We start from the raw sequence: 20,053 nt of genomic DNA on the forward strand, positions 1-20,053 counted from the left end.
TGAGGTTCTGCATCTCGCCGTTCGCCTGCGGCAGCGTGTTCATCGTGACGTTGATCTCGCCCGACAGGCTGTCGAAACGGTACCAGTCCACATCGGTGCCGCTATGGGTCGTGGTGCCCTCGGCCAGCAGCTCGGCAGTGGCCTGCGTGTCGTTGCCGTCGGAGACCTGCTCTTCGGGCAGGTCCACCGTCAGCTCGTAATCCAGCGTGATGCCGTTCGGCGCGCCGTCGGGATAACGGGCCCAGAACACGCGCAGGTAATAGGTGCCCTCGGACCCCGCGAGATGGCTCAGCATCTCGGCGCCGCCATTCGACCCGTTGGCGCCGCGCAGGACATTCCCGTCAGCGTCGTAAAGCGTCATGTTGAGGTTCTGGTACGATCCGTCGCCCTGCTGTAGCGGCGTCATCGAGAAATTCATCTCGCCCGAGACGGTGTCGATGCGGTACCAGTCCATCACCGTGCCGCTGTGGGTCGTGGTGCCCTCGGGGATCGGCGCCGCGGTTTCCAGCGTGTCGTTGCCGTCCGAGGGCACCGCCTCGGGCAGGTCGACATCGAGCTGGTATCCGAAGGTCACCCCGTCGGGATGGTCGCCATCGGCGAACTGCGCCCAGTAGACCTTGAGGTAATAGCTGCCCTCCTCCCCGGCCAGGAAGCGGATGCTTTCGGGCGTGTCCCCGGACTGGATATCGGAGACCAGCGCCGAACCGTCCGGATCGCGGTAGAGCGACATGTTCATGTTCTGGGGACGGCCGCCGTATTCGGTCAGCGGCGTCATGTCGATGGCGATCTCGCCGGACAGTACATCAAGGCGGTACCAGTCGATCACCGAACCGGTGACCTGATGCGATCCTTCGGTCAGCTCTGCTGCGGTATCGGCGGTATCGTTCGGCTCGAATGCCGAAGAAAGCGCCGCATGTTCCACATCGAAATCACCAAACAAATCATTCATAGTATCGTATCCCCTGTCCTTGGGCAGCCGAGTCAGCACATCGGTATGAGTGTCGCCTGTATTTGCCTAAGTTGGTTTGTAAGTTTTGCGAAGGCCTTCACACTGAATCCGGTTTTGCGCCACTGTGACAAGAGGGAACGCAAAAAAGTGTTAAAAGTACGATAGCTTTGCCACAACTTTTGCATTCGGGCCCGTTTCGCTGCGAAACACCGGCTCAGCCCCCGTGCCGGGAATAGTCGAAAAGATCGAAATCCCTGGCATAGAGGGTCTCCACGAGCCCCCGCAGGCCGGGCTCGGCATAGAAATCCGGCCCGTCCTTGGGCCGGGACGAGGCGTTGCGGCGCAACCCTTCCATGCGCGCCGGAAGAGGCCGGTCGAGCCGGTCGGCCACGCGCTTGGCGAACGGCGCGAGATCCTCGGTGCGCCCGATCAGATCGGGGCGGTAGATCTCGGGGCGGATATGCAGCGCCTGCGGCATCCAGTGCGGATCGAGATCCTCGGCGCCGAAGGCTTCGGCACTGTCGCGCAGGTAATGCAGAAAGCGCGAAAACCCCTGCGGGGTGTTTGCGTCGCGCTCCCAGTCCATGCCCGCCAGCGCGTTCATGCGGATGCGTTCGGTCAGGAAACGCCGGTCGCCGAGCGCGTGGCTGCGGCAGAGATAGAAGAACCCCGAGAGCGCCCGCGCATAGGGGTCGCGCACCGTGGCCAGCGACAGGCCGGGGAATTTCACCACATCCGACAGCGTCCCGCCGGCGGTAAAGGCATTGCCCCAGAGCCCGCTGGCCAAGACCTGGAAAAGCGCAAAATCGGGATGCTGGTTGCCGGTTTCCGCCTGCCCGACCTGGCAGGTGAAAGGGGTGCCGTATTCCAGCTCGAACAGCAGGTTCAGCACGAAGGTGTTGCCGGATTTGCCGTTGAGCTGATAGCGCCAGGCCCGTGAGGGCGGGAACCAGACGTTCTGCACGAAGCGCTGCGCGGCTTCCGGAGCTCCGAACGCCTCTGGATAGGTTTTCATGAGGCCAGGCACAGGTGCAAGATGTGTCTTGCGTCTGACATTACGAAAAATACGCGTTGCGATCTGCATCATGTCTCCCTTCACTCGTTACGACAAAGCCCGCACCCAGCCCAGAAAGGCCGCGTCGGCATTGTTGAGCCGCGGCCGGCCTGTCTCTTCCCACCAGGCGCGCCACTGCGCCGCCAGGGCGTGCACATCGGCGCCCGGGCGCAGGGCGCGGGCGGCGTCGAGCGCCTCTTCCGAAAGCAGCGGCCCGCTGCCCGGCCGCGCCGGGGCCGCGCGGCGCTCGACCAGGATCATGTCGCCGGGCAACTCCGCCAGCCGGTAGTCGGGCAGGTTGCCGTCGGCGGCGATCCGGCGCAGCGCCGCACGGAACACCCGCAGCGGCGCCGCCGAGCCGGTCTTCTTGTGCAGCACCGGCACGCTCACCTGCCAGCGCGGCTGGCGGCCGCAATGCTTGCGCGCCAGCTCGTAGAGCCGTCGCTCCAGCGGCTTGCGCAGGCGGAAATAATCGCGGCTCAGCGTCAGCACCGATTTCGCCAGCACCGCCCGGAACAGCCAGTCCGACAGCGTCACCGTGACCGAGACCATGCGCCCGCCGCGGCTGCGGCGCACGATCTCCCAGGCCTCGATCAGGCCGAAACCGCTGGTGGTCTCGGTGCCGCCCGTCGCCATATTGGTGGTGATGCGGGTGCCGGCGAGGCGCTCGAAGGCCTCCTTCAGCCGGGTATAGGCATCGCCGGAGGTGTCGCGGTTGGTGGCTACCAGCAGGTCATGCGCCTTGAGCTGAAGGGTACGGGAAATCTCGCGCCCGGCATTCAGCGCCGCCATCAACTGGCTGACGCAATAGATCAGCACATCCTTGTCGTGGATCGTGGCGCGGCCCTTGACCGAGGGGGTGACCTCGACGGTGGTGCCGTTGTGCGCGTAGGACAGCACCCGCCGGTCGGGCCGGGTCGAGAGCGAAAAGATCGGATGCTCCATCGAGCCCAGATCGTCCTTGGGCGCGGCATCGAAAATATCGCAGACGAAGAAATCCGCCGTCGGGTGACGGTCGGGCAAAAGCCCGCCTGCGCCGGATGTCGCTGTGCCTGTCGCCATGCCGCTCACTGCCCTAGCCGACCCCGTTTTATGATGTGCTCGTTATCGGGGTTTCAGTGACGCCCACCCTAAAGTTTTCCACAGGCTGCGTCCAGCGCATCAGCGTGGGATCGGAGTCGGATCAGCGTGGGATTGGAGTCGCCCGAACGTGGGATCAGAGTCGCCTTACCTTGGCAGAAGACAGAATTCCCCTTTTCTGATAGGGCTTTGAGGAAACATGCCCGGCCCCGTAACGATTCAACTAACAAAAATTTAACAGCTTTGAGCAGCGAAATCCCGACGCCACACTGGCTCAACCCTGCGAATCTGCTAAGAAATACGGGGGATGTTCACCTTTTTCTTTCATGTTCTGCGTTTTTGAGTATTCTGCAAAAAACAGCGCACATAGCGCGTGGATACCAGAGAGCGGACCTCATGAGAGCCTCCGGAAAACCGGACCAGCAGACCGACCTGCCCCCCTATTTCAACCTCGATCCGGATGCCGCGCTGGCACAGCTCGGCGCGCCGTCGGACAGCGCCGCCTTCGCCCGCATCGCCCGGGCCTGCGATGCCGGACGCCAGGACCTCGCCGGGCGCGGGATGGAGGAGGGCGCGGGGCGGGAGCTGCGGCTGTTTTCCACCTGGGAGATCACCCGCTATCTGATCCCCGTGGCGCAGGGGCATTTCCGCCGGGTGCTGAAACAGAACCCGGAACTGCCGCAGGGGCGCTCCGAGACCGAGGGCGGCGCCAAATGGTTCACCCTCGACGAGGTACTGCGGCTGCGGGCGCATTTCGCCGCCGAAGGATCCAAGACCAAGGATTACCTGCCCTGGCGCCCCAAAGGCCTGCCCGCCAAGATGGTGGCGGTGGCGAATTTCAAGGGCGGCGTCGGCAAGACCTCCACCGCCGCGCATCTCGCGATGAGCGCCGCGCTCGACGGCTACAAGGTGCTGGTGGTCGATCTGGATTCCCAAGGCTCCATGACCTCGATCTTCGGCGGCAAGGTCGAGGACGAATGGCAGACGGTCTTCCCGCTTATCGCGCGCCATTACGGCCAGCATCTGCGCGCCGAAAACCAGCGCCGGCTCGACCGGGGCGAGGCGCCGCAGCCGCTCGACGACACGCTCTCCGAGGCGCTGGAGATCCGCGCGCCCGACATCGTGCAGAAAACCCACTGGCCCAATATCGATCTCATCGGCGCGCAGCTCAATCTCTACTGGGCCGAGTTTCAGATCCCGGTCTGGCGCATGGCCGGGCGCGGCTGGAAGCTCTGGGATGCGCTGACCGAGTGTTTCGAGGCCGACGGGCTGCTCGATCAGTACGACGTGATCTTTCTCGATACGCCGCCGGCGCTCGGCTATCTCACCATCAACGGGCTGGCCGCCGCCGACATCCTGCTGGTGCCGCTGGGGGCGTCCTTTCTGGAGTTCGATTCCACCGGGCGTTTCTTCGACATGCTGCATTCCACCTTCTCCTCGATCGAAGAGGCCGAGAACGTGGCCGCCCGCGCGCTGGGGCGCGAAGGGCTGAATTTCCAATGGGACGCGGTGCGCGCGGTCATCACCCGCTACGACCGCACCCAGCAGGCCGAGCTTGCGGCGCTGCTCCAGGCCTATCTCGGCCCGGTGCTGTCGCCGCACCGGCAGGATTTCACCGCGCTGATCGGCCAGGCGGGCGAGCAGGTGCGCGGCATCTACGAGGCCGATTACCGCGATTTCAACCGCGAGACCTATGCCCGTGGGCGCGAGACCTTCGACGCCACCTATGCGGCGCTGAAACAGCTGCTGCTGGGCAGCTGGCGGCGCGACGAACTGGCCGCGCGTGCCGCGGCGGAATGACGATATGAGACTCTGTTTCGCTGCGAAACGGCGCGGCGTGCGCCGGGCTAACCGGGTCTTTACCGCGCTCTGGCGGGATGGCCCGCAGCGCAGAACCTGAAAGGAGACCGCCATGGCCAAGCGCAAGCGCCTCTCTCCCGCCGCCGCCCTGGGTGATCCCGGCGCCCTTCCTGCCACCGCGCCGGAAGCGGCGGCGACAGGCGGCGCCCTGCCCCGCCGCGTGGCGCCCATCGCCGATGTGGCCGCGGGGGCCGCCAGTGCTGCGGCGCTCGACGAGATGGCCGAACGCTGGGACGCGGCGCGCGAGGAAGGGCGGCTGGTGCTGGAGCTGCCGCTCGAGCAGATCGAGTTGCAGCATATCCAGCGCGACCGCATGGGAGAGGATCCCGAAGAGGCCGAGGCGCTGCGCGAGAGCCTGCGCCGGCGCGGCCAGCAGACCCCGATCGAGGTGGTCGCCCTGCCCGGCCGCGCGGGCTACGGGCTGCTCTCGGGCTGGCGCCGCTGTCAGGCGCTGAAGGCGTTGCGGGAGGAGACCGGCGAGGCGCGGTTCGGCACGGTTCTGGCGCTGCTGCGCCGCCCCGAAGACGCGCCGTCGGCCTATCTGGCAATGATCGAGGAGAACGAGATCCGCGCCAGCCTCAGCCATTACGAGCGCGCGCGCATCGTGGTGCTGGCCGCCGAGCGGGGGATCTTCGCCGATGAGAAAGCCGCGCTTGCGGCGCTCTTCGCCTCGGTGCCGCGGGCGCGGCGCTCGAAGATCGGTTCCTTCGTCGGCATCGTGCGGGCCCTGGACCGGGCGCTGCGCTTTCCCGAAGCCCTGAGCGAACGGGCCGGGCTGGAGCTGGCGCAGCAGCTGCGTGACCGGCCCGGACTCGCCCGGCAGATTGCCGCCGCGCTGGCGGAGGCGCCGCCGGAAGATGCCGCGGCGGAGCGCCGTGTTCTCATGCAATGTCTGGAACCGAAGGCGCCGGAGCCTGTGGCGGATCCGGAAAAACAGACCCAAACCCGGCCCACAGAGCCGAAATCTCCGCCTGAAACCCTCGCCGAATGGCCCGGGCTGACCTTGCGGCGCCGGGGCGCGCGGCTGGAGCTCGACGGGCCGGAGGCCGATGCGGCGCTCGGCTCGGATCTCGCCGCCTGGCTTGCTGTCCGGATGGCGCAATGAGACCCGGTCCCGGCGCAACCTGGCGCCGTGTTTCGCTGCGAAACACGGTTCCGCCTGTGATGCCGGCCGGGGCCCTTCGCTGGCGGGTTGCGCCTTTCTGCCCGAACTCATAAGCCGGGCTGGAATTTTGGGAGACGGTTTTTGCTGCTCGGTCGCGTCTATCGTATTTTTCTCCGCTATGCGGAAATGAATGTCGCGCTCGACCGCCCGGGCGCCGAGCTGCGGGACGCGGATGGCTGCGCCTATGGCGAAATCACCCGCATCGCGTTGCGCCGCCACCGCATCTATGTGGAAGGCTGGGTCGAGGCCGAACGCATCGGGCTGGCCATCGGCCGCACCCGCGCCTGGGCGGTGCCCGATCTGGTGCGCGCCGGCAGCGCCCGGCGCGGTGTCACGCTCGACATTCCCTGTGAGACAGGCCCCATCGAGCTCTTGGCCGAGCGGGCAGGCGGCCACAGCCCGTCCCATCAGGCCCTGCCCGGCTTCTCGCGCGCGGCGCTGTTGCGGGCGCGGCTGCCGCTGATGCTGCGCTTTGTTGCCACGCTGGCGGCGCTGGCGCCGGTGATCTACCGCTGGAAATGGCAGGGCGATCTGGGCGCGCGCGAGGTGGTCAAGGAACGGTTGGGGCTGGTGCCGCGCTCGGACGCCGCCGAGATGGTGCCGGGGCTCCTGCCGGCCAGGCCCCCGGCCCAGCCGCCCGAGCGTGCCGCCACGCTGATCCTGCCGGTCTACAACGCCTTCGACCTGCTGCCCGAGGTGCTGGAGCGCATCGCGCGCCATTCCGGCAGCGCCTGGCGGTTGCTGGTGCTCGAGGATGCCTCACCCGACGCGCGCGTCCGCCCCTTCCTGCGTGACTGGTGCGCCGGACGGGAGTGCGTGACGCTGCTGGAGAACGGCAGCAATCTCGGCTTTATCGGCTCGGTCAACCGGGGGTTTGCAGAGGCGCTGGCCCGCTGGCCCGAGGATCCGGTGGTGCTGGTCAATGCCGATGCGCTGGTGCCCGAGGGCTGGCTGCCCCGGCTTCTGGCGCCGCTCGCCGATGCAGATGTGGCCTCGGTCACGCCGATGTCGAACGATGCCGAGATCTTTACCGTGCCGGCGATCTGCCAGCGCAACGATCTGGTGCCGGGCGACGCCGATGCGCTCGACGCGGTGGCGGCGGGGTTCCACCCGCAGGCGGGGCTGACGGAGGCGCCCACCGGCGTGGGGTTCTGCATGGCTCTGGCGCCGCAGTTCTTGGCCCGGATCCCGCAATTCGACACGATCTTCGGCCGCGGTTACGGTGAGGAGAACGACTGGTGCCGGAAAGCGGCGGCGCTCGGCGGGCGGCATCTCTGCGCGCCCAATGTTTTTGTCGAACATCGCGGCGGGCAGTCTTTCGGCAGCGCCGACAAGCAGCGTCTGCTGGAGCGCAACCTGCGCATCCTGTCGGGGCGCTACCCGGGCTATGACGCAGAGGTGCAGGACTTTATCCGCCGCGATCCGCTCAACACCCCGCGCCTGGCGCTGGGGCTGGTTCTGGCGGCGCGGCGGCAGGTCGAGGCGGTGCCGGTCTATCTGGCCCATGCCATGGGCGGCGGCGCCGAGAACTGGTTGCAGGCGCGTATCGCCGAAGAGGTCGCGGCGGGCGCCGCGGCGCTGGTGCTGCGTGTCGGGCAGGGGCATCGCTGGAAGCTGGAGCTCTACAGCCCGGGGGGGCTGACCCAGGGGCTGACGAACGATTTCGCGCTGGTGGAGACTCTGATCGGGCTGCTGCCGCGCCGGCGCATCGTCTATTCCTGCGGTGTCAACGAGCGCGACGCGCTGGAACTGCCGGAACGGCTTCTGCGGCTTGCCGGACGCGCTCCGGGGGCGGCGCCGGACGAGGCGCAGCCGGTCGAGATCCTGCTGCACGATTTCTTCCCCGTGAGCCCGTCCTACACGCTTCTGGGCAAGGACGGTGTCTATCGCGGCGTGCCGGTGGTGGGCGGCCCGCTGGCGGTGGATCCCGCGCATCGCTACGAACGCCCGGGCGGGGTGATGGCGGAGCTCGCCGAGTGGCAGGCCGCCTGGGGGGCGCTGATCTCCGCCGCCGAGCGGGTGGTGGCGTTTTCCGGCTCCAGCCGCGACATCCTGGCGGAAGCCTATCCGCAGGCGGCGGCAAAGACCGTGGTGATCCCGCATCGCCTGCCGGCGCCGCCGCCGCGTATCGCGCCCGGCGGGCGCGCGGGCGAGGCCCCGGTGATCGGCGTTCTGGGCAATATCGGCGTGCAGAAGGGCGCGGCGCTGTTGCAGGCTCTGAGCCGCGATCTGGCGAAAAGCGGTGCCGCGCGGCTGGTGGTGCTGGGCCATCTGGATCCCTCCTACAAGCTGGCGCCGCCGAGTCTGGTGCATGGCAGCTACGAGCTGCGCGATCTGCCCGGTCTGGTGGCGCGCTACGGGATCTCCGGCTGGTTCATGCCCTCGATCTGGCCCGAGACCTTTTCCTTCACCACCCATGAGATGCTGGCCACCGGCCTGCCTGTGGTGAGCTTCGGTCTCGGCGCCCAGGGCGAAACCGTGGCGCGTGCGCTGGCTGACGGGGCGCCGGGGGCGGTCCTGCCGCCGCCCGGGCAGGGCGGCGTGGATCCGGCCGACCTGCTGTCGCGGTTTTCCGCCGGGCGGACTGACCGGGCGGCGGAGTGACGGATGGCTGACATGCGCGACGAGAGCCAGCTGATCCTGCACGCGGGGCTGCCCAAGGGCGGCAGTTCGGCGCTGCAAACGGCGTTGAGCCAGTCTCCGGACCTGGTGGCGGCCTCCGGGCGCCGGCTGCGTTATACGGTTCTACAGCCTGCGAAGACGCGCCCGGATCTGCTCTCCGGCGAGGCGGTGCGTCTGGCGGCGGCGGCGGCGGTCTATGGTTATGTGACCTGGCCGAGCCTGGGACCGGCAGAGGGGCATGCGGCGCTGTTCTCGGCCCTGGACGGGGCGCGGCGCGCGGGGCTGGACGAGGACGTTCTTCCGGTGGTGTCGAACGAAAGCTGGGTCAATCACCCCGAGGCCTTCGCCGGCGCTCTGGCGGGTTGGGGGCACCCGCCGGTGGATGTGGTCGTCTATATGCGTCCGCCGGTCGACTGGGTGAACGCGGCCTACTGGCAATGGGGGGTCTGGCACGCGCCCAATATCGGCGGCTGGCTGACGGGGGGTGTGCCGAAATACCGGTTCGGGGCGCTGCTCGAGGACTGGGCGCGGATCCCCAATGTGCGGCTGTGCCTGGGCGGGTTCCGGCCCGATGTGGTGGCGAAATTCGCGGCGCGCTACGATGTCGCCCTGCCGGGCGGCAGCATGAGCAACAGCTCCTCGCCGCCGGCGCTGATCGGCTTTCTTCTGCGCAACCGCCGGTTCCGCCCTTCGGGTCATGCGCCGGCGGCGGAATTCGTGTTCCAGCGCTGGTGCCCGCCGGTGCCCGGTCGCCGGCTCTGGGCCGTCCGCCGCAAGCATCTGCACGATCTGAGGAAAACCGTGCGCGAGACCCGCGAGGCGCTGGAACGTATCGCCGCGGACGCGGATCTGGCGGATGTTCTTGCGGATCCGCGCTGGCAGGAAGAGGCCTATCTGGCCGAGATCGAGGCCGGGCCGTCGCCGCTGGACGACCGTGCCGAGCTCGCGGGGCTTTATGCATCGCTTTGCGAGGGGATTGCGCGGGCGCAGGAAGCCGCCGATGCGCCGATGCCGGCGCTGCCCTCCTGTCCGCCCGGCAGCGCCGGGCTGGAGCTTTGGGATGCGGCTCTGACCCAGCTGATGGAGGCGCTTCTGGCGGCCGATGACGCGGCGCGGAAAAAAAACTGGCGCCAGGCCGCCAAGGCGCTGGTCCGGACCCGGGGGCGGGGCCTGCTGCCGCGCTTCTTGGGGGGGCGGTAGCCGGGCCGTTTCCGGCTCAGCGCGTTTCGGACGCGGTCGGGACGGCGGTGTCCGCCGGCAGGAACAGATCGCCGTCGATGCCGAGGAAACGGCGGGCGATGCGGGCGTTTTTCTGACGGTAGAGCGCCTCGATCGTCCGCTCCACATCCGCCCCGAGCAGGTCGTGTTTCTGGAACGCCGGGGCCGGGTGTGCCTTGATGATGCGCATGCGTTCCCGGTGCAGCTGTTCGGGCGCGTCTGCGAGGCGGCGGTTGGCGTCCAGCATCGCCGCGAGCCCGTCGGCCGAGAGACCGCGATTGAGCGGTGTCCCGGGGCGGCGGAACTCCCGGGTCAGGTCGATCCCGGTGACGGTCGCCATGTCGGCGATGATATCCCGGTCGACGAGAGCGCCGGGCTGGTAGCGGCGGGGCAGGATCGCCTCCGGTCCCAGCCCTGCCGCCGCGGTGTTGAGATAGTGCTGATATTCCAGCCGCGGCGCGACCTGGGCGATGAAGTCGAACGGGTCGCGCCGCTCGCCGAGCGCCTTGACGTGGTGCCGGTAGAGCGCGGCGATCATATCCGCCTGCGGCCGCAGATAGACGACGAGCCGGATGTCGTAGCCAGCGAAGATCCGCGCAATGAGCTTGTAGGGCCGCGACGCGGGCAGACCCGGATAGGGCAGGTGTGACAGCGCCTCGGAGGAGACCAGCACCCTGTCCAGCCCCGCGGCATCGGCCTCTTCGCGCAGCGCCTGCCAGAGCGCCTCGCCCGGGCCGGGCTGGCGCAGCGCATAGGCGAGCTCGTGGTGGCCCCAGTTGGAGGGGTGCGGCGACAGCCCGGTTTCGGGGTAGAGGAGCCCCTGCCGCGCGAGCCCGGCGCGATTGTCGAAAAACGCCTTTTGCAGGCTTGTGGTGCCGGTCTTGTGCAGACCGGTATGGAGATAGAGCGTGGGCATGGATTATGGGCTTACCGGTGCATAAGGTCGGTGTGGAACCGCCGGAGCAGCAGCATGCCGACAGCCAGGCAGACGAGCGAGATCGTCAGGACATAGAACCGCGAGACATAGGTCGCGTCGTATGTCGGATAGAAGCCCTTGCGCATCAGCCCGACGATATGGATCAAAGGGTTGTACCAGAGATAGCTCCGGAACGGTTCGGCGACCGTGTCGTAGAGATAGAAGATGCAGGACAGGATGAACAGGGGCCGCGTGAGAATGCCCCAGGCCTGCTGGAACAGCGGAAACCGGGTGAAGAGGAAACAGTTCAGCGTTCCGATCCCCGCTCCGAGCAGCGCGGCCAGCGCGAAGGCTTCCAGGATCAGCGGATAATCGGGGATGGTCCGGGTTTCGAATGCGATCATGATCCCGCCGAAAACGATGTAGCTGACCAGAAGCTTGGTCATCACGTCGAGAATGAACCGGCCCAGGATCGCATCGACGAAGGTGACGGTGGGATAGGCCAGCAGCGGCTTGGAATATTTCAGCGCGCTGGCCACCTTTCCCTGGGTGCCCATATACATCATGAAGGGCATCATCCCGGTGGCGTAGAAAATCGGGAAACTGACGCCGAGGCCGGGGCTGCGGAGAAAGCCCGAGAACACGATGGTGAGCAGCGCGATGCCGGCCACCGGCTCCAGGATGGCCCAGATATAGCCGCCCGGCGAGCGGCCGTAGCTGGTGGCCATCTCGCGCAGAATCAGCGCGCCGATGGCCCGGGCTCCGGGGAAGGACCGGTTGGGAGAGGCGTTGGGGCGCGCGGGCGGCGCAAAATCTTGGGAACTCATGCCGGGCCTCGGAATCTGGTATCTTGTCGTTGCCCGGTGTATTAGCATCGTGTTGTAGAAATTGATATTCCAATGGGGTCCGTTTGACACAACCCGCCAAGCAGAAGGCTGTCGGCCCCGCAGAGGGGCAGCCGCAGCAGGGGGAGGGCGCCACTGACTCGGCGCAGCAAGCCAAGCAGAAGGGCCCGGATCAGCCGCGCCCCGCAGTTGTTCCGAAGCCTGGCAAACCTCATCAGCCCGGACCGAAGCCGCAGCAGCCCGCCAAGGCGCCGCCCCGGCAGCCGCAAGGCGACGGGTCGCGGCAGCGCCCGCCCGCCAAGGCGGCGAAACTGCAGCGCCGCCACTGGCTGGTGATGATCAGTTTCGGCGCCTGCGTGATCCTGCCCAGCGTCCTGGCCGCGCTCTATCTGTGGCTGGTGGCCGCAGACCAGTACGCCTCGCGCGTCGGGTTCACCGTCCGCCAGGAAGATGCCGCGTCGGCGGTCGAACTGCTGGGCGGTCTGTCCAATTTCTCCACCTCCAGCTCGTCGGACACGGATATCCTCTACGAATTCATCCAGAGCCAGAAGCTGGTTTCCGAGATCGACGACGAGCTCGACCTGCGCGGCATCTGGTCGCGTCCCGACTGGGATCCGGTGTTCCGTCTCGATCCCGATGCGTCGATCGAGGCGCTCGTCGGCTACTGGGAGGACATGGTCAAGATTTCCTACAGCTCGGGGCTGATCGAGGTCGAGGTGCGCGCGTTCCGGGCCGAGGATGCGACGCGTATCGCGCAGCTCCTGCTCGACAAGAGCTCGGATGTGATCAACGAGCTCAGCGCCGTCGCCCGGGAAGACGCCATCGGCTATGCCCGCGACGAGCTGAACGAGGCGGTCGAGCGGCTCAAATCCGCCCGCGAGACGGTGACCCGGTTCCGCAATGAGAACCAGATCGTCGATCCGCAGCTCGACCTGCAAAGCCAGGCGGGGCTTCTGGGCAATCTTCAGACCCAGGAGGCCGAGCAGATCATCGAGCTCGACCTGCTGCGCGAGACGGCGCAGGACAACGATCCGCGCGTGTCCCAGGGCGAACGGCGGCTCCGGGTGATCCGCTCGCGGATCGCCGCCGAACGCCAGAAGCTGGGTTTCGAGGGCGATGCGGGCCAGGCCTTTGCCGATCTGGTGGGCGAATACGAGCGCCTGGTCGTCGATCGGGAATTCGCCGAGCAATCCTATGTGTCGGCGCTGGCCGCCTATGACGGCGCGCTGGCCGAGGTCAAGCGCAAGAGCCGCTATCTTGCCGCCTATATGCAGCCGACCAGCGCGCAGACCGCGGAATATCCGCAGCGCGTCGTGCTGCTGCTGGTGGTGACGCTGTTCCTGTTCCTGATCTGGGCGACCGTGGTGCTGGTGCTCTACGCGGTCAAGGACCGTCGCTGAAGGCAAGACCGCGATGATCCGTTTCGAGAACGTGACCAAGACCTTTGTGATGGAGGGTCGGCGCAAGACCATCATGGAGGACGTCTCCATGGTGTTTCCGTCGGGGGCGTCGGTGGGGCTGCTGGGACGCAACGGCGCCGGCAAGACGACGCTGCTTCAGATGATTGCGGGCACCATGCCGGCGACCTCGGGGCGCATCACCTCGACCGGCAGCATCTCGTGGCCGGTGGGGTTCGCCGGCTCCTTCCATGCGGAGCTGAGCGGTGCGCAGAACTGCCGCTTCATCGCCCGCATCTACGGCGTGGATACCGACGAGCTCATTGCCTTCGTCGAGGATTTCGCCGGGTTGGGGGGGCATTTCCATCTGCCGCTCAAGACCTATTCCTCGGGGATGAAGTCGCGGCTCGCCTTCGGCGCTTCCATGGGGATCGCCTTCGACACCTATCTGGTGGACGAGGTGACCGCGGTCGGGGACGCCTCGTTCAAGGCGCGCAGCGATGCGCTGTTCAAGCAGCGCATGCGCAATGCGGGCTCGGTGGTGGTAAGCCACTCCATGGGCCAGATCCGCCGTCTCTGCGATGCGGTGGTGGTGCTGGAGAACGGGCATCTGCGGTTTTACGACGATGTCGAACAGGGCATCCGCTATCACGAGCAGAACATGAACCGCCGCGCCTGACCCGGCCGGATCTTTCTGACAGATGACACCGCATGGCCGGCCCGGACGGGCGCGGCTGGCGGATTTTGAAACGAATGCGGGGGTCTTTCCGCAGTTTTGCCGCGATACCCGCCCGCCGGTGCCGGAGACGGCTGCGATGTCTGGGCGGGGGCGCGATCGGCGGGATTGCGGACAATGGGAATACTGCGCCATGTGACAACCGGGGTCGCGGGGCCCGCTGCCCATATGACCTCGGTGAGCGGGTTGCTCGCCCTGGAGACCGGGGGTGGGCTGCGGGTCTATAGCGCCAGCGGCATGGGCGGCGGCGTTCTGGCGTGGGAATCGTCTCTGATCCTGCGCGACACGGGCCAGTACCGTGCGTCGGCGGGGCTCGACGCACCGCGATTCCTGGCCACGGCGGAGCTCGGCGGCCGGGAGGCGCTGCTGGCGCCGGGGCGCTACGGACGCGAGATCGAGGCCTGGGAGATCACCGCATCGGGGGGGCTCGGCGCGCGCCAGGCGCTGAGCTTCGACAGCGGCCCGCCGCAGGCGCTGCTGGCGCTGGAGACGGTGGCCCTGGGCGGCCGGGATTATGTCGTCACCGCCAGCCGGCAGAGCGACGGGCTGGAGGTCTGGCGGCTGGCGGGGCAGGATCTGCAACGCGTGCCGCAGGGCGTATTGGCCGAGACCCCGGGGCGCGGCACGGTCAGCGCCATCGAAAGCGTGTCGATCGGTGGACAGACCCGGGTTCTGGCGCTCTCCTCGGGGCAGGACAGTCTCTATTCCTACGTGCTTTCCGCCGATGGCCGGCTAAGCGATGTCCGGCAGCTCGACCTGCGCGACGGGCTCTATCTCGATACGCCTACGGCGCTGGAGACCGTCGATCTGGCGGGCCGGACCTATATGCTGATCGGGGCGGGCAACGGCGCCGTCGCGACGGTGCTGCTCCGGCCGGATGGCGCGATGACGGTGACGGATCTGGTGGGGGACGATCTGCAAACCCGGTTTTCCGGGGTGACGGTGCTCGAGACCGTGACGGTGGGCGGCCAGGTCTATGTGGTGGCCGGCGGCGCCGATGACGGGCTGAGCCTGATGGCGCTGCTGCCCGGCGGCCGGCTGCTGCATCTCGACACGATCGCCGACGATCGGGCCATGGCGCTGAGCCGTCCCGGGGCGCTGGCGCTTTCGGCCGACGCGACCGGGATCGACATCTTCGTGGCGGGCGGCTGGCCCGAAGGGGCGCCGGGCAGCGGCGGCGGTGTGACCCGGCTCCGGGCCGATCTGGGCGCGATCGGCACGGTGAAGGGCCCCGGCGCGGGCCCGGAAACCGTCACCGGCACCGACGGGCGCGACCAGATCCACGGCGGCCCCGGTGACGATCGGCTGTCAGGCGGCGCCGGGGCCGATGTTCTGATCGACGGGCCGGGGGCGGACCGGCTGACCGGCGGCGCGGGGGCGGATGTCTTCGTCTTCACCGCCGACGGCCAGACCGACCGGATCACCGATTTCGAGCCCGGGCTCGACCGGCTCGACCTCTCCGATCTGGGACGGTTCTACACGGTCGACGCGGTACAGATCACCGGAACGTCCAAGGGCGCGCGGATCTCGGTGAATGGCGAAACCGTGCAGGTCGACAGCGCCACCGGCGCGCGGCTGACGGCAGAGGATTTCAGCATCGGGGATCTGCGCGACCTGTGGCATATCGACAGCGCGGCGATCCCCGCCGCGCCGCTGTCGATGACCGGCACCGCCGGGGTGGATCTGCTCGAGGGCCGCGCGGCGGCCGACACGCTCGTGGGCGCAGAGGGCGCCGACATCCTGCGCGGCATGCAGGGCGACGACCGGCTTCAGGGCGAGGCGCCGGACCCGGAATTCGATCCGGTTTCCGGGCAGGTGTTCCGGCTCTATCAGGCCACGCTCGACCGCGCGCCGGATCTGGACGGGTTGCTGAACTGGAGCGCCAGGCTTGCCGGAGGAGAGCGCAGCCTCGTCTCTGTTACGGCCGGATTCACCAAATCCGCCGAGTTTCGCAACGCCTATGGCGCGCTCGACGACAGCGGTTTCGTCACGCAGCTTTATCGCAATGTGCTCGACCGCGCGCCCGATGCCCGGGGGCTGGAGAACTGGGTGCAGCGTCTCGAGGACGGCATGAGCCGCGAGCGGGTGGTGCTGGGGTTTTCCGAAAGTGCCGAGTTCAAGGCGGAGACCGCGGCCGAAGCCTTCGCCTTCAGCCGGGCGGGGTTGCAGCAGGATTACACGGACGAGGTGTTCCGGCTCTACCAGGCCACGCTCGACCGCGCGCCCGATGCGGGCGGGCTGCGCAACTGGAGCGCCCGGCTCGCCGAGGGGCAGGCGTTGCAGAGCGTGGTCTCGGGCTTTGTGAAGAGCGCCGAGTTCAAGGCCACCTACGGGGCGCTGGAAGATCGCGGTTTCGTCACGCAGCTTTATCGCAATGTGCTCGACCGCGCGCCCGACGCCCGGGGGCTGGAGAACTGGGTGCAGCGTCTCGAGGACGGCATGAGCCGCGAGCGGGTGGTGCTGGGGTTTTCCGAAAGTGCCGAGTTCAAGGCTGCGATGGCGCCTCAGCTGCTGTCCTGGATGCGCGGGCCGGGGGCCGATGACGAGCTCGACGGCGGGGCGGGCCGGAATCTGCTGAGCGGCGGCCTCCTGTCGGACAGCTTCGTGTTCCGCGCGCAGGAGAACGGGCAGCATGAGGTCGCCGATCTCGAACGCTGGGATCTGCTGCGCTTCGAGGGGTTCGGCTATGCGGACCCGGACGAGCTGCGGACGCATCTGGTGCAGACCGGGGAGGGAATGCTCTTTGCCGATCAGGGGGTTCAGGTCTTCTTCGTCGGAACGGAACGCGCCGACTTTCATGACGACATGTTCATTTTATAGTATCCCGGATGGGCTAAAGAGCCATCACCGGCGGGCCGGAACCCATCGCGGCCCGCCACCGCGAACAAGAGCAGATCCGAGGAAAGAAGCAGTCAGCCCATCATGGTTACCGTTGCCAATACCCCCACCGCCTTCGAACAGCAGCTGCTGGAATATATCAACCGGTCCCGGCTCGATCCGCAGGGCGAATTCGATGCGCTGATCGCGGATGCGCAGGCCGGCATCGCGGTGCAGGACAATATCACCAGCGCCCTGACGTATTTCGATGTCGATCTGGAGCTGTTCCGCACCCAGCTCGATGCGTTTTCGCCGGTGGCGCCGCTGGCCTGGAACGGCGCCCTGGCCAGCGCCGCCGATGGGCATTCGCAGCTTATGATCGACACCGAGACGCAGGCGCATGTGCTGCCCGGAGAGGCCTCGGTCGGCGGCCGGATCACGGCGGCCGGATACAGCTGGTCGACCTATCGGGAAAACATCTTTGCCTTTACCAAGGATCCGCTCTACGGCCATGCCGCCTTTTTCATCGACTGGGGCGGCAGCGGGCCGGGCGGCATGCAGGATCCCGCGGGGCACCGGATCAGCATCCTGTCCGATACGGTGACCGAGGTGGGGATTTCCGCCATCGCGGCGCCGGAGGAGTCTTCGGTGGGGCCCTGGTCGGTGACGCAGGATTTCGGCAACCGCCGGGATTACCTGCCCCAGCTTCTCGGGGTGGTGATCGAGGATCTCGACGATGACCGTTTCTACGATATGGGCGAGGGGCTGGAGGGGATTGCGATCACGGCCAGCGGCGCGATGGGGGTTTATACCACCACGAGCTGGGCCTCGGGCGGGTATCAGATGGCGCTGCCCGAGGGCCGTTACGAGGTCACGTTCACCGGCGAGGGCATCGACGGGGTGCTGTCCTATGAGCTGACGATGGGCGCGCGCAACGTCAAGCTCGACGGCATCTCCAGCGAGGCGGTCACGGTGCCGTCCGTGGTCCGTGGCGACGGCAGCGACGAGCGGCTGCTCGGGACTGCCGGCTACGATCAGGCGCTGATCGGCAATGGCGGCGCGGATGTGCTGACCGGCAGCGACGGCGACAATGTGCTTTTGGGCGACGGCATGGACGCGGTGGCGCTGCCGGAGCTGGCGGGGCAGGTCTATCGTCTCTATCTCGCCACGCTGGACCGGGAGCCGAACCCGGCGGGCCATGACAACTGGACCGAGCGGCTGGCGACCGGGGAGAAGAGCCTGCCGGAGGTGGTGTCGGGCTTTGTGAACAGCCCCGAGTTCAAGGCCACCTATGGCGCGCTCGACGACGCCGGGTTCGTCACCCTGCTCTACCGCAATGTGCTCGACCGCGATCCCGATACCGGCGGGCTGGAGAGCTGGGTGCAGCGTCTCGAAGACGGCATGAGCCGCGAGCAGGTGGTGCTGGGCTTTTCCCAGAGCCCCGAATTCACGACATCGACCGCCGCCGGGGCCAGATCCTTCGCCCGGGCGCATTCCGAAGCGGCCTGGGGCGACGATGTCTTCCGGCTGTACCGGGCGGCGCTGGACCGCGACCCCGACATGCAGGGCTTCGACAACTGGAGCGCGCGGCTGGCCGATGACACGCCCTATTTCGAGGTGGCGTCGGGCTTTGTGCGCAGTCCCGAGTTCCGGGCGACCTATGGCGAGCTCGACAATGCCGGCTTTGTCACCCTGCTTTATCGCAATGTGCTGGGCCGCGAGCCCGACGCGCAGGGGCTCGGCAACTGGACCGCGCGGCTCGACGACGGCATGACCCGGGCCGAGGTGGTGCGCGGGCTGGCCCAGAGCCCGGAATTCACCGCCGGCTCGGCGCCGGGGTTCGAGGCCTGGATGCGCGGGCTCGGCACCGACGATCTGCTGGATGGCGGGGCAGGGGACAATCTGCTGGTCGGCGGGGCGCATGCGGATGTGTTCGTCTTCGCCCCGGGCGGCAGGACGACTGTCGCCGATTTCGAACCCTGGGACACGCTGCGCCTGGAGGGGTTCGGGTTTTCCCTGCCGGAGGAGGCGCGGGTGAACTTCGAGCAGGAGGGGCAGGATCTGGTCCTGCGCCAGGGCGACACCGAGCTGACCCTGCTGGACATGGACCTGTCCGATCTCACCGGGGCGCGGCTGGAGCTGGCCTGAGCCCGGGCCGTTGCGACTGGCGCGCGCGGCGGCACAGGATCCGGTTAAGCCCGGCGTCCTATCCTCCCAGTCGTTATCCGATGCCCAGGGAGTCCGCCTTTCATGTCCGATCTTTCGGCCACTCTGTCATTGCCCTATCTCGCGCCGTCTCAGGCGCAGAAACACGTGATCCACAACGAGGCGCTACAGATCCTCGACGCGGTGGTGCAGCTCGCTGCGGAGAGCCGCAGCGAGACGGATCCGCCGGTGGATCCGCCCGTCGGCGCGCGCTACCTGCTGCCTGCCGCCGGGGCCGGCGGCGCCTGGGCCGGGCAGGAGGGCGCGGTGGCACTCTGGGACGGCACCGCCTGGCTGTTCTTTGCGCCGGGGCCGGGGTGGCGGGCCTTCGTGCTCGACGAAGGGGCCGAGACGGTCTGGCGTGACGGCAGCTGGCAGGACATGCCGCTGCCGGCCGAGGGAACGCTGACCATGCTGGGGGTGAACACTGCGGCGGATGCGGGCAACCGGCTTGCGGTCGCCGCGCCCGCGACGCTTCTCAGCCATGAGGGGGCGGGCCACCAGCTCAAGATCAACAAGGCGTCGGCGGGCGATACGGCGAGCCTGCTGTTCCAGACCGGCTGGTCCGGCCGGGCCGAGATGGGCATGGCGGGCAGCGACGATTTCGCCGTCAAGGTGTCGGTGGACGGTTCCGCCTGGGTGACGGCGATGGGCTTCGATGCCGCCAGCGGGTTGGCCAGCGGCGCGGCGGTGCAGGCGGGAGAGATGGATGCCGGCGCGGGCAAGCTGCTGAAGACCGGGGCCTTCGGGCTGGGCGCGCGGCTGCAATCGGTGGAGGTGACGGTCGCCGACGATGAGGTGGCGGAGCTTGTCCCGCCGGATTACGGAGGTTTCGTCGCGATCACCGCGAATTACGACAGCTCATACCCGCAAAGCTCTCAGGGCGGCATTGTGGTTTTCGATGCCGGGATAACCCCGAGCGCCAGCACCGTCTGGGCGGGGAGCGCCTTCGAACTGGCAGCCCCGGGCGCTGTGCTGACCGGGACCGACGGAACCGATGGCAAGACGACACTGGGGCTGCCCGGGGACGGCACCTTGCAGCTCGAGAATCGCAACGGTGCGACGCGGCACTACAAGGTCACCTTTTTCTGAACCTGCCGGTCTGTCCGGGCGCTCTGCGTGAAAGCCCCAAGCCCTCCGCCGGAGGATAGGCCGGCAGCATGGCTGCCGGTTGTGTTTGTCCGGGGCT

General features: G+C 67.8%; 14 protein-coding genes. 9 read left to right on the forward strand and 5 right to left on the reverse strand.

Annotation, left to right across the window (positions count from 1 at the left end; genetic code table 11):
- The 3 genes from I6N89_RS21095 to I6N89_RS21105 form a co-directional block, all read right to left on the reverse strand.
- Positions 1-949 (reverse strand): hypothetical protein (locus tag I6N89_RS21095; RefSeq protein ID WP_207020395.1); only part of this gene is annotated, 949 nt, incomplete at its 3' end.
- 214 nt (positions 950-1,163) lie between these two features.
- Positions 1,164-1,964, reverse strand: a complete 801-nt coding sequence (locus I6N89_RS21100; RefSeq protein WP_207020396.1) for a sulfotransferase family 2 domain-containing protein — start codon at positions 1,962-1,964, stop codon at positions 1,164-1,166.
- A gap of 87 nt (positions 1,965-2,051) precedes the next feature.
- On the reverse strand, positions 2,052-3,065 hold the full coding sequence (locus I6N89_RS21105; protein ID WP_207020397.1) for a replication initiator protein A: 1,014 nt from the start codon (positions 3,063-3,065) through the stop codon (positions 2,052-2,054).
- A gap of 414 nt (positions 3,066-3,479) precedes the next feature.
- Here I6N89_RS21105 and I6N89_RS21110 point away from each other — a divergent pair, with 414 nt between their 5' ends.
- From I6N89_RS21110 to I6N89_RS21125, 4 genes are all read left to right on the forward strand, one after another.
- The gene (locus I6N89_RS21110) at positions 3,480-4,883 is read left to right on the forward strand and encodes an AAA family ATPase (protein ID WP_207020398.1); all 1,404 of its coding nucleotides are present in this window, start codon (positions 3,480-3,482) and stop codon (positions 4,881-4,883) included.
- A 112-nt stretch (positions 4,884-4,995) separates the two neighbouring features.
- The gene (locus tag I6N89_RS21115) at positions 4,996-6,048 is read left to right on the forward strand and encodes a ParB/RepB/Spo0J family partition protein (protein WP_207020399.1); all 1,053 of its coding nucleotides are present in this window, start codon (positions 4,996-4,998) and stop codon (positions 6,046-6,048) included.
- Positions 6,049-6,189: 141 nt separating this feature from the next.
- Entirely contained in the window at positions 6,190-8,712 is a 2,523-nt protein-coding gene (locus I6N89_RS21120; protein ID WP_207020400.1) for a glycosyltransferase, read from the forward strand.
- A 3-nt stretch (positions 8,713-8,715) separates the two neighbouring features.
- Positions 8,716-9,930 carry a hypothetical protein gene (locus I6N89_RS21125; protein WP_207020401.1) on the forward strand — a complete coding sequence of 405 codons (1,215 nt, stop codon included), beginning with the start codon at positions 8,716-8,718 and terminating at the stop codon, positions 9,928-9,930.
- Between the two features lie 16 nt (positions 9,931-9,946).
- On the opposite strand, the gene I6N89_RS21130 is transcribed toward I6N89_RS21125, so the two are convergent.
- The gene (locus tag I6N89_RS21130) at positions 9,947-10,864 is read right to left on the reverse strand and encodes a hypothetical protein (protein ID WP_207020402.1); all 918 of its coding nucleotides are present in this window, start codon (positions 10,862-10,864) and stop codon (positions 9,947-9,949) included.
- Positions 10,865-10,875: 11 nt separating this feature from the next.
- Positions 10,876-11,691, reverse strand: coding sequence for an ABC transporter permease (locus I6N89_RS21135; RefSeq protein WP_207020403.1), 816 nt, complete (start codon positions 11,689-11,691; stop codon positions 10,876-10,878).
- Between the two features lie 83 nt (positions 11,692-11,774).
- Between I6N89_RS21135 and I6N89_RS21140 the strand changes: the two genes are divergently transcribed.
- The 5 genes from I6N89_RS21140 (at position 11,775) to I6N89_RS21160 (ending at position 19,956) form a co-directional block, all read left to right on the forward strand.
- Positions 11,775-13,109, forward strand: coding sequence for a hypothetical protein (locus I6N89_RS21140; protein WP_207020404.1), 1,335 nt, complete (start codon positions 11,775-11,777; stop codon positions 13,107-13,109).
- 13 nt (positions 13,110-13,122) lie between these two features.
- Entirely contained in the window at positions 13,123-13,785 is a 663-nt protein-coding gene (locus I6N89_RS21145; protein WP_207020405.1) for an ABC transporter ATP-binding protein, read from the forward strand.
- Positions 13,786-13,959: 174 nt separating this feature from the next.
- Positions 13,960-16,662, forward strand: coding sequence for a DUF4214 domain-containing protein (locus I6N89_RS21150; RefSeq protein WP_207020406.1), 2,703 nt, complete (start codon positions 13,960-13,962; stop codon positions 16,660-16,662).
- A 102-nt stretch (positions 16,663-16,764) separates the two neighbouring features.
- Positions 16,765-18,807: a DUF4214 domain-containing protein gene (locus tag I6N89_RS21155; protein ID WP_207020407.1), complete on the forward strand. Its 2,043-nt coding sequence runs from the start codon at positions 16,765-16,767 to the stop codon at positions 18,805-18,807.
- Between the two features lie 102 nt (positions 18,808-18,909).
- Positions 18,910-19,956: a DUF2793 domain-containing protein gene (locus I6N89_RS21160; RefSeq protein ID WP_207020408.1), complete on the forward strand. Its 1,047-nt coding sequence runs from the start codon at positions 18,910-18,912 to the stop codon at positions 19,954-19,956.
- Positions 19,957-20,053: the final 97 nt, after the last annotated feature.

The organism is Salipiger abyssi (assembly GCF_017311415.1).
Taxonomy (GTDB): domain Bacteria; phylum Pseudomonadota; class Alphaproteobacteria; order Rhodobacterales; family Rhodobacteraceae; genus Salipiger; species Salipiger abyssi_A.

What these genes read in the sequence shown, in the direction of transcription:
- I6N89_RS21105 (WP_207020397.1), bottom strand. Translation starts at nt 3,065, where the DNA reads ATGGCGACAGGCACAGCGACATCCGGCGCAGGCGGGCTTTTGCCCGAC.
- I6N89_RS21130 (WP_207020402.1), bottom strand. Translation starts at nt 10,864, where the DNA reads ATGCCCACGCTCTATCTCCATACCGGTCTGCACAAGACCGGCACCACA.
- I6N89_RS21160 (WP_207020408.1), top strand. Translation starts at nt 18,910, where the DNA reads ATGTCCGATCTTTCGGCCACTCTGTCATTGCCCTATCTCGCGCCGTCT.
- I6N89_RS21145 (WP_207020405.1), top strand. Translation starts at nt 13,123, where the DNA reads ATGATCCGTTTCGAGAACGTGACCAAGACCTTTGTGATGGAGGGTCGG.
- I6N89_RS21155 (WP_207020407.1), top strand. Translation starts at nt 16,765, where the DNA reads ATGGTTACCGTTGCCAATACCCCCACCGCCTTCGAACAGCAGCTGCTG.
- I6N89_RS21115 (WP_207020399.1), top strand. Translation starts at nt 4,996, where the DNA reads ATGGCCAAGCGCAAGCGCCTCTCTCCCGCCGCCGCCCTGGGTGATCCC.
- I6N89_RS21125 (WP_207020401.1), top strand. Translation starts at nt 8,716, where the DNA reads ATGGCTGACATGCGCGACGAGAGCCAGCTGATCCTGCACGCGGGGCTG.
- I6N89_RS21110 (WP_207020398.1), top strand. Translation starts at nt 3,480, where the DNA reads ATGAGAGCCTCCGGAAAACCGGACCAGCAGACCGACCTGCCCCCCTAT.
- I6N89_RS21150 (WP_207020406.1), top strand. Translation starts at nt 13,960, where the DNA reads ATGGGAATACTGCGCCATGTGACAACCGGGGTCGCGGGGCCCGCTGCC.
- I6N89_RS21135 (WP_207020403.1), bottom strand. Translation starts at nt 11,691, where the DNA reads ATGAGTTCCCAAGATTTTGCGCCGCCCGCGCGCCCCAACGCCTCTCCC.
- I6N89_RS21100 (WP_207020396.1), bottom strand. Translation starts at nt 1,964, where the DNA reads ATGAAAACCTATCCAGAGGCGTTCGGAGCTCCGGAAGCCGCGCAGCGC.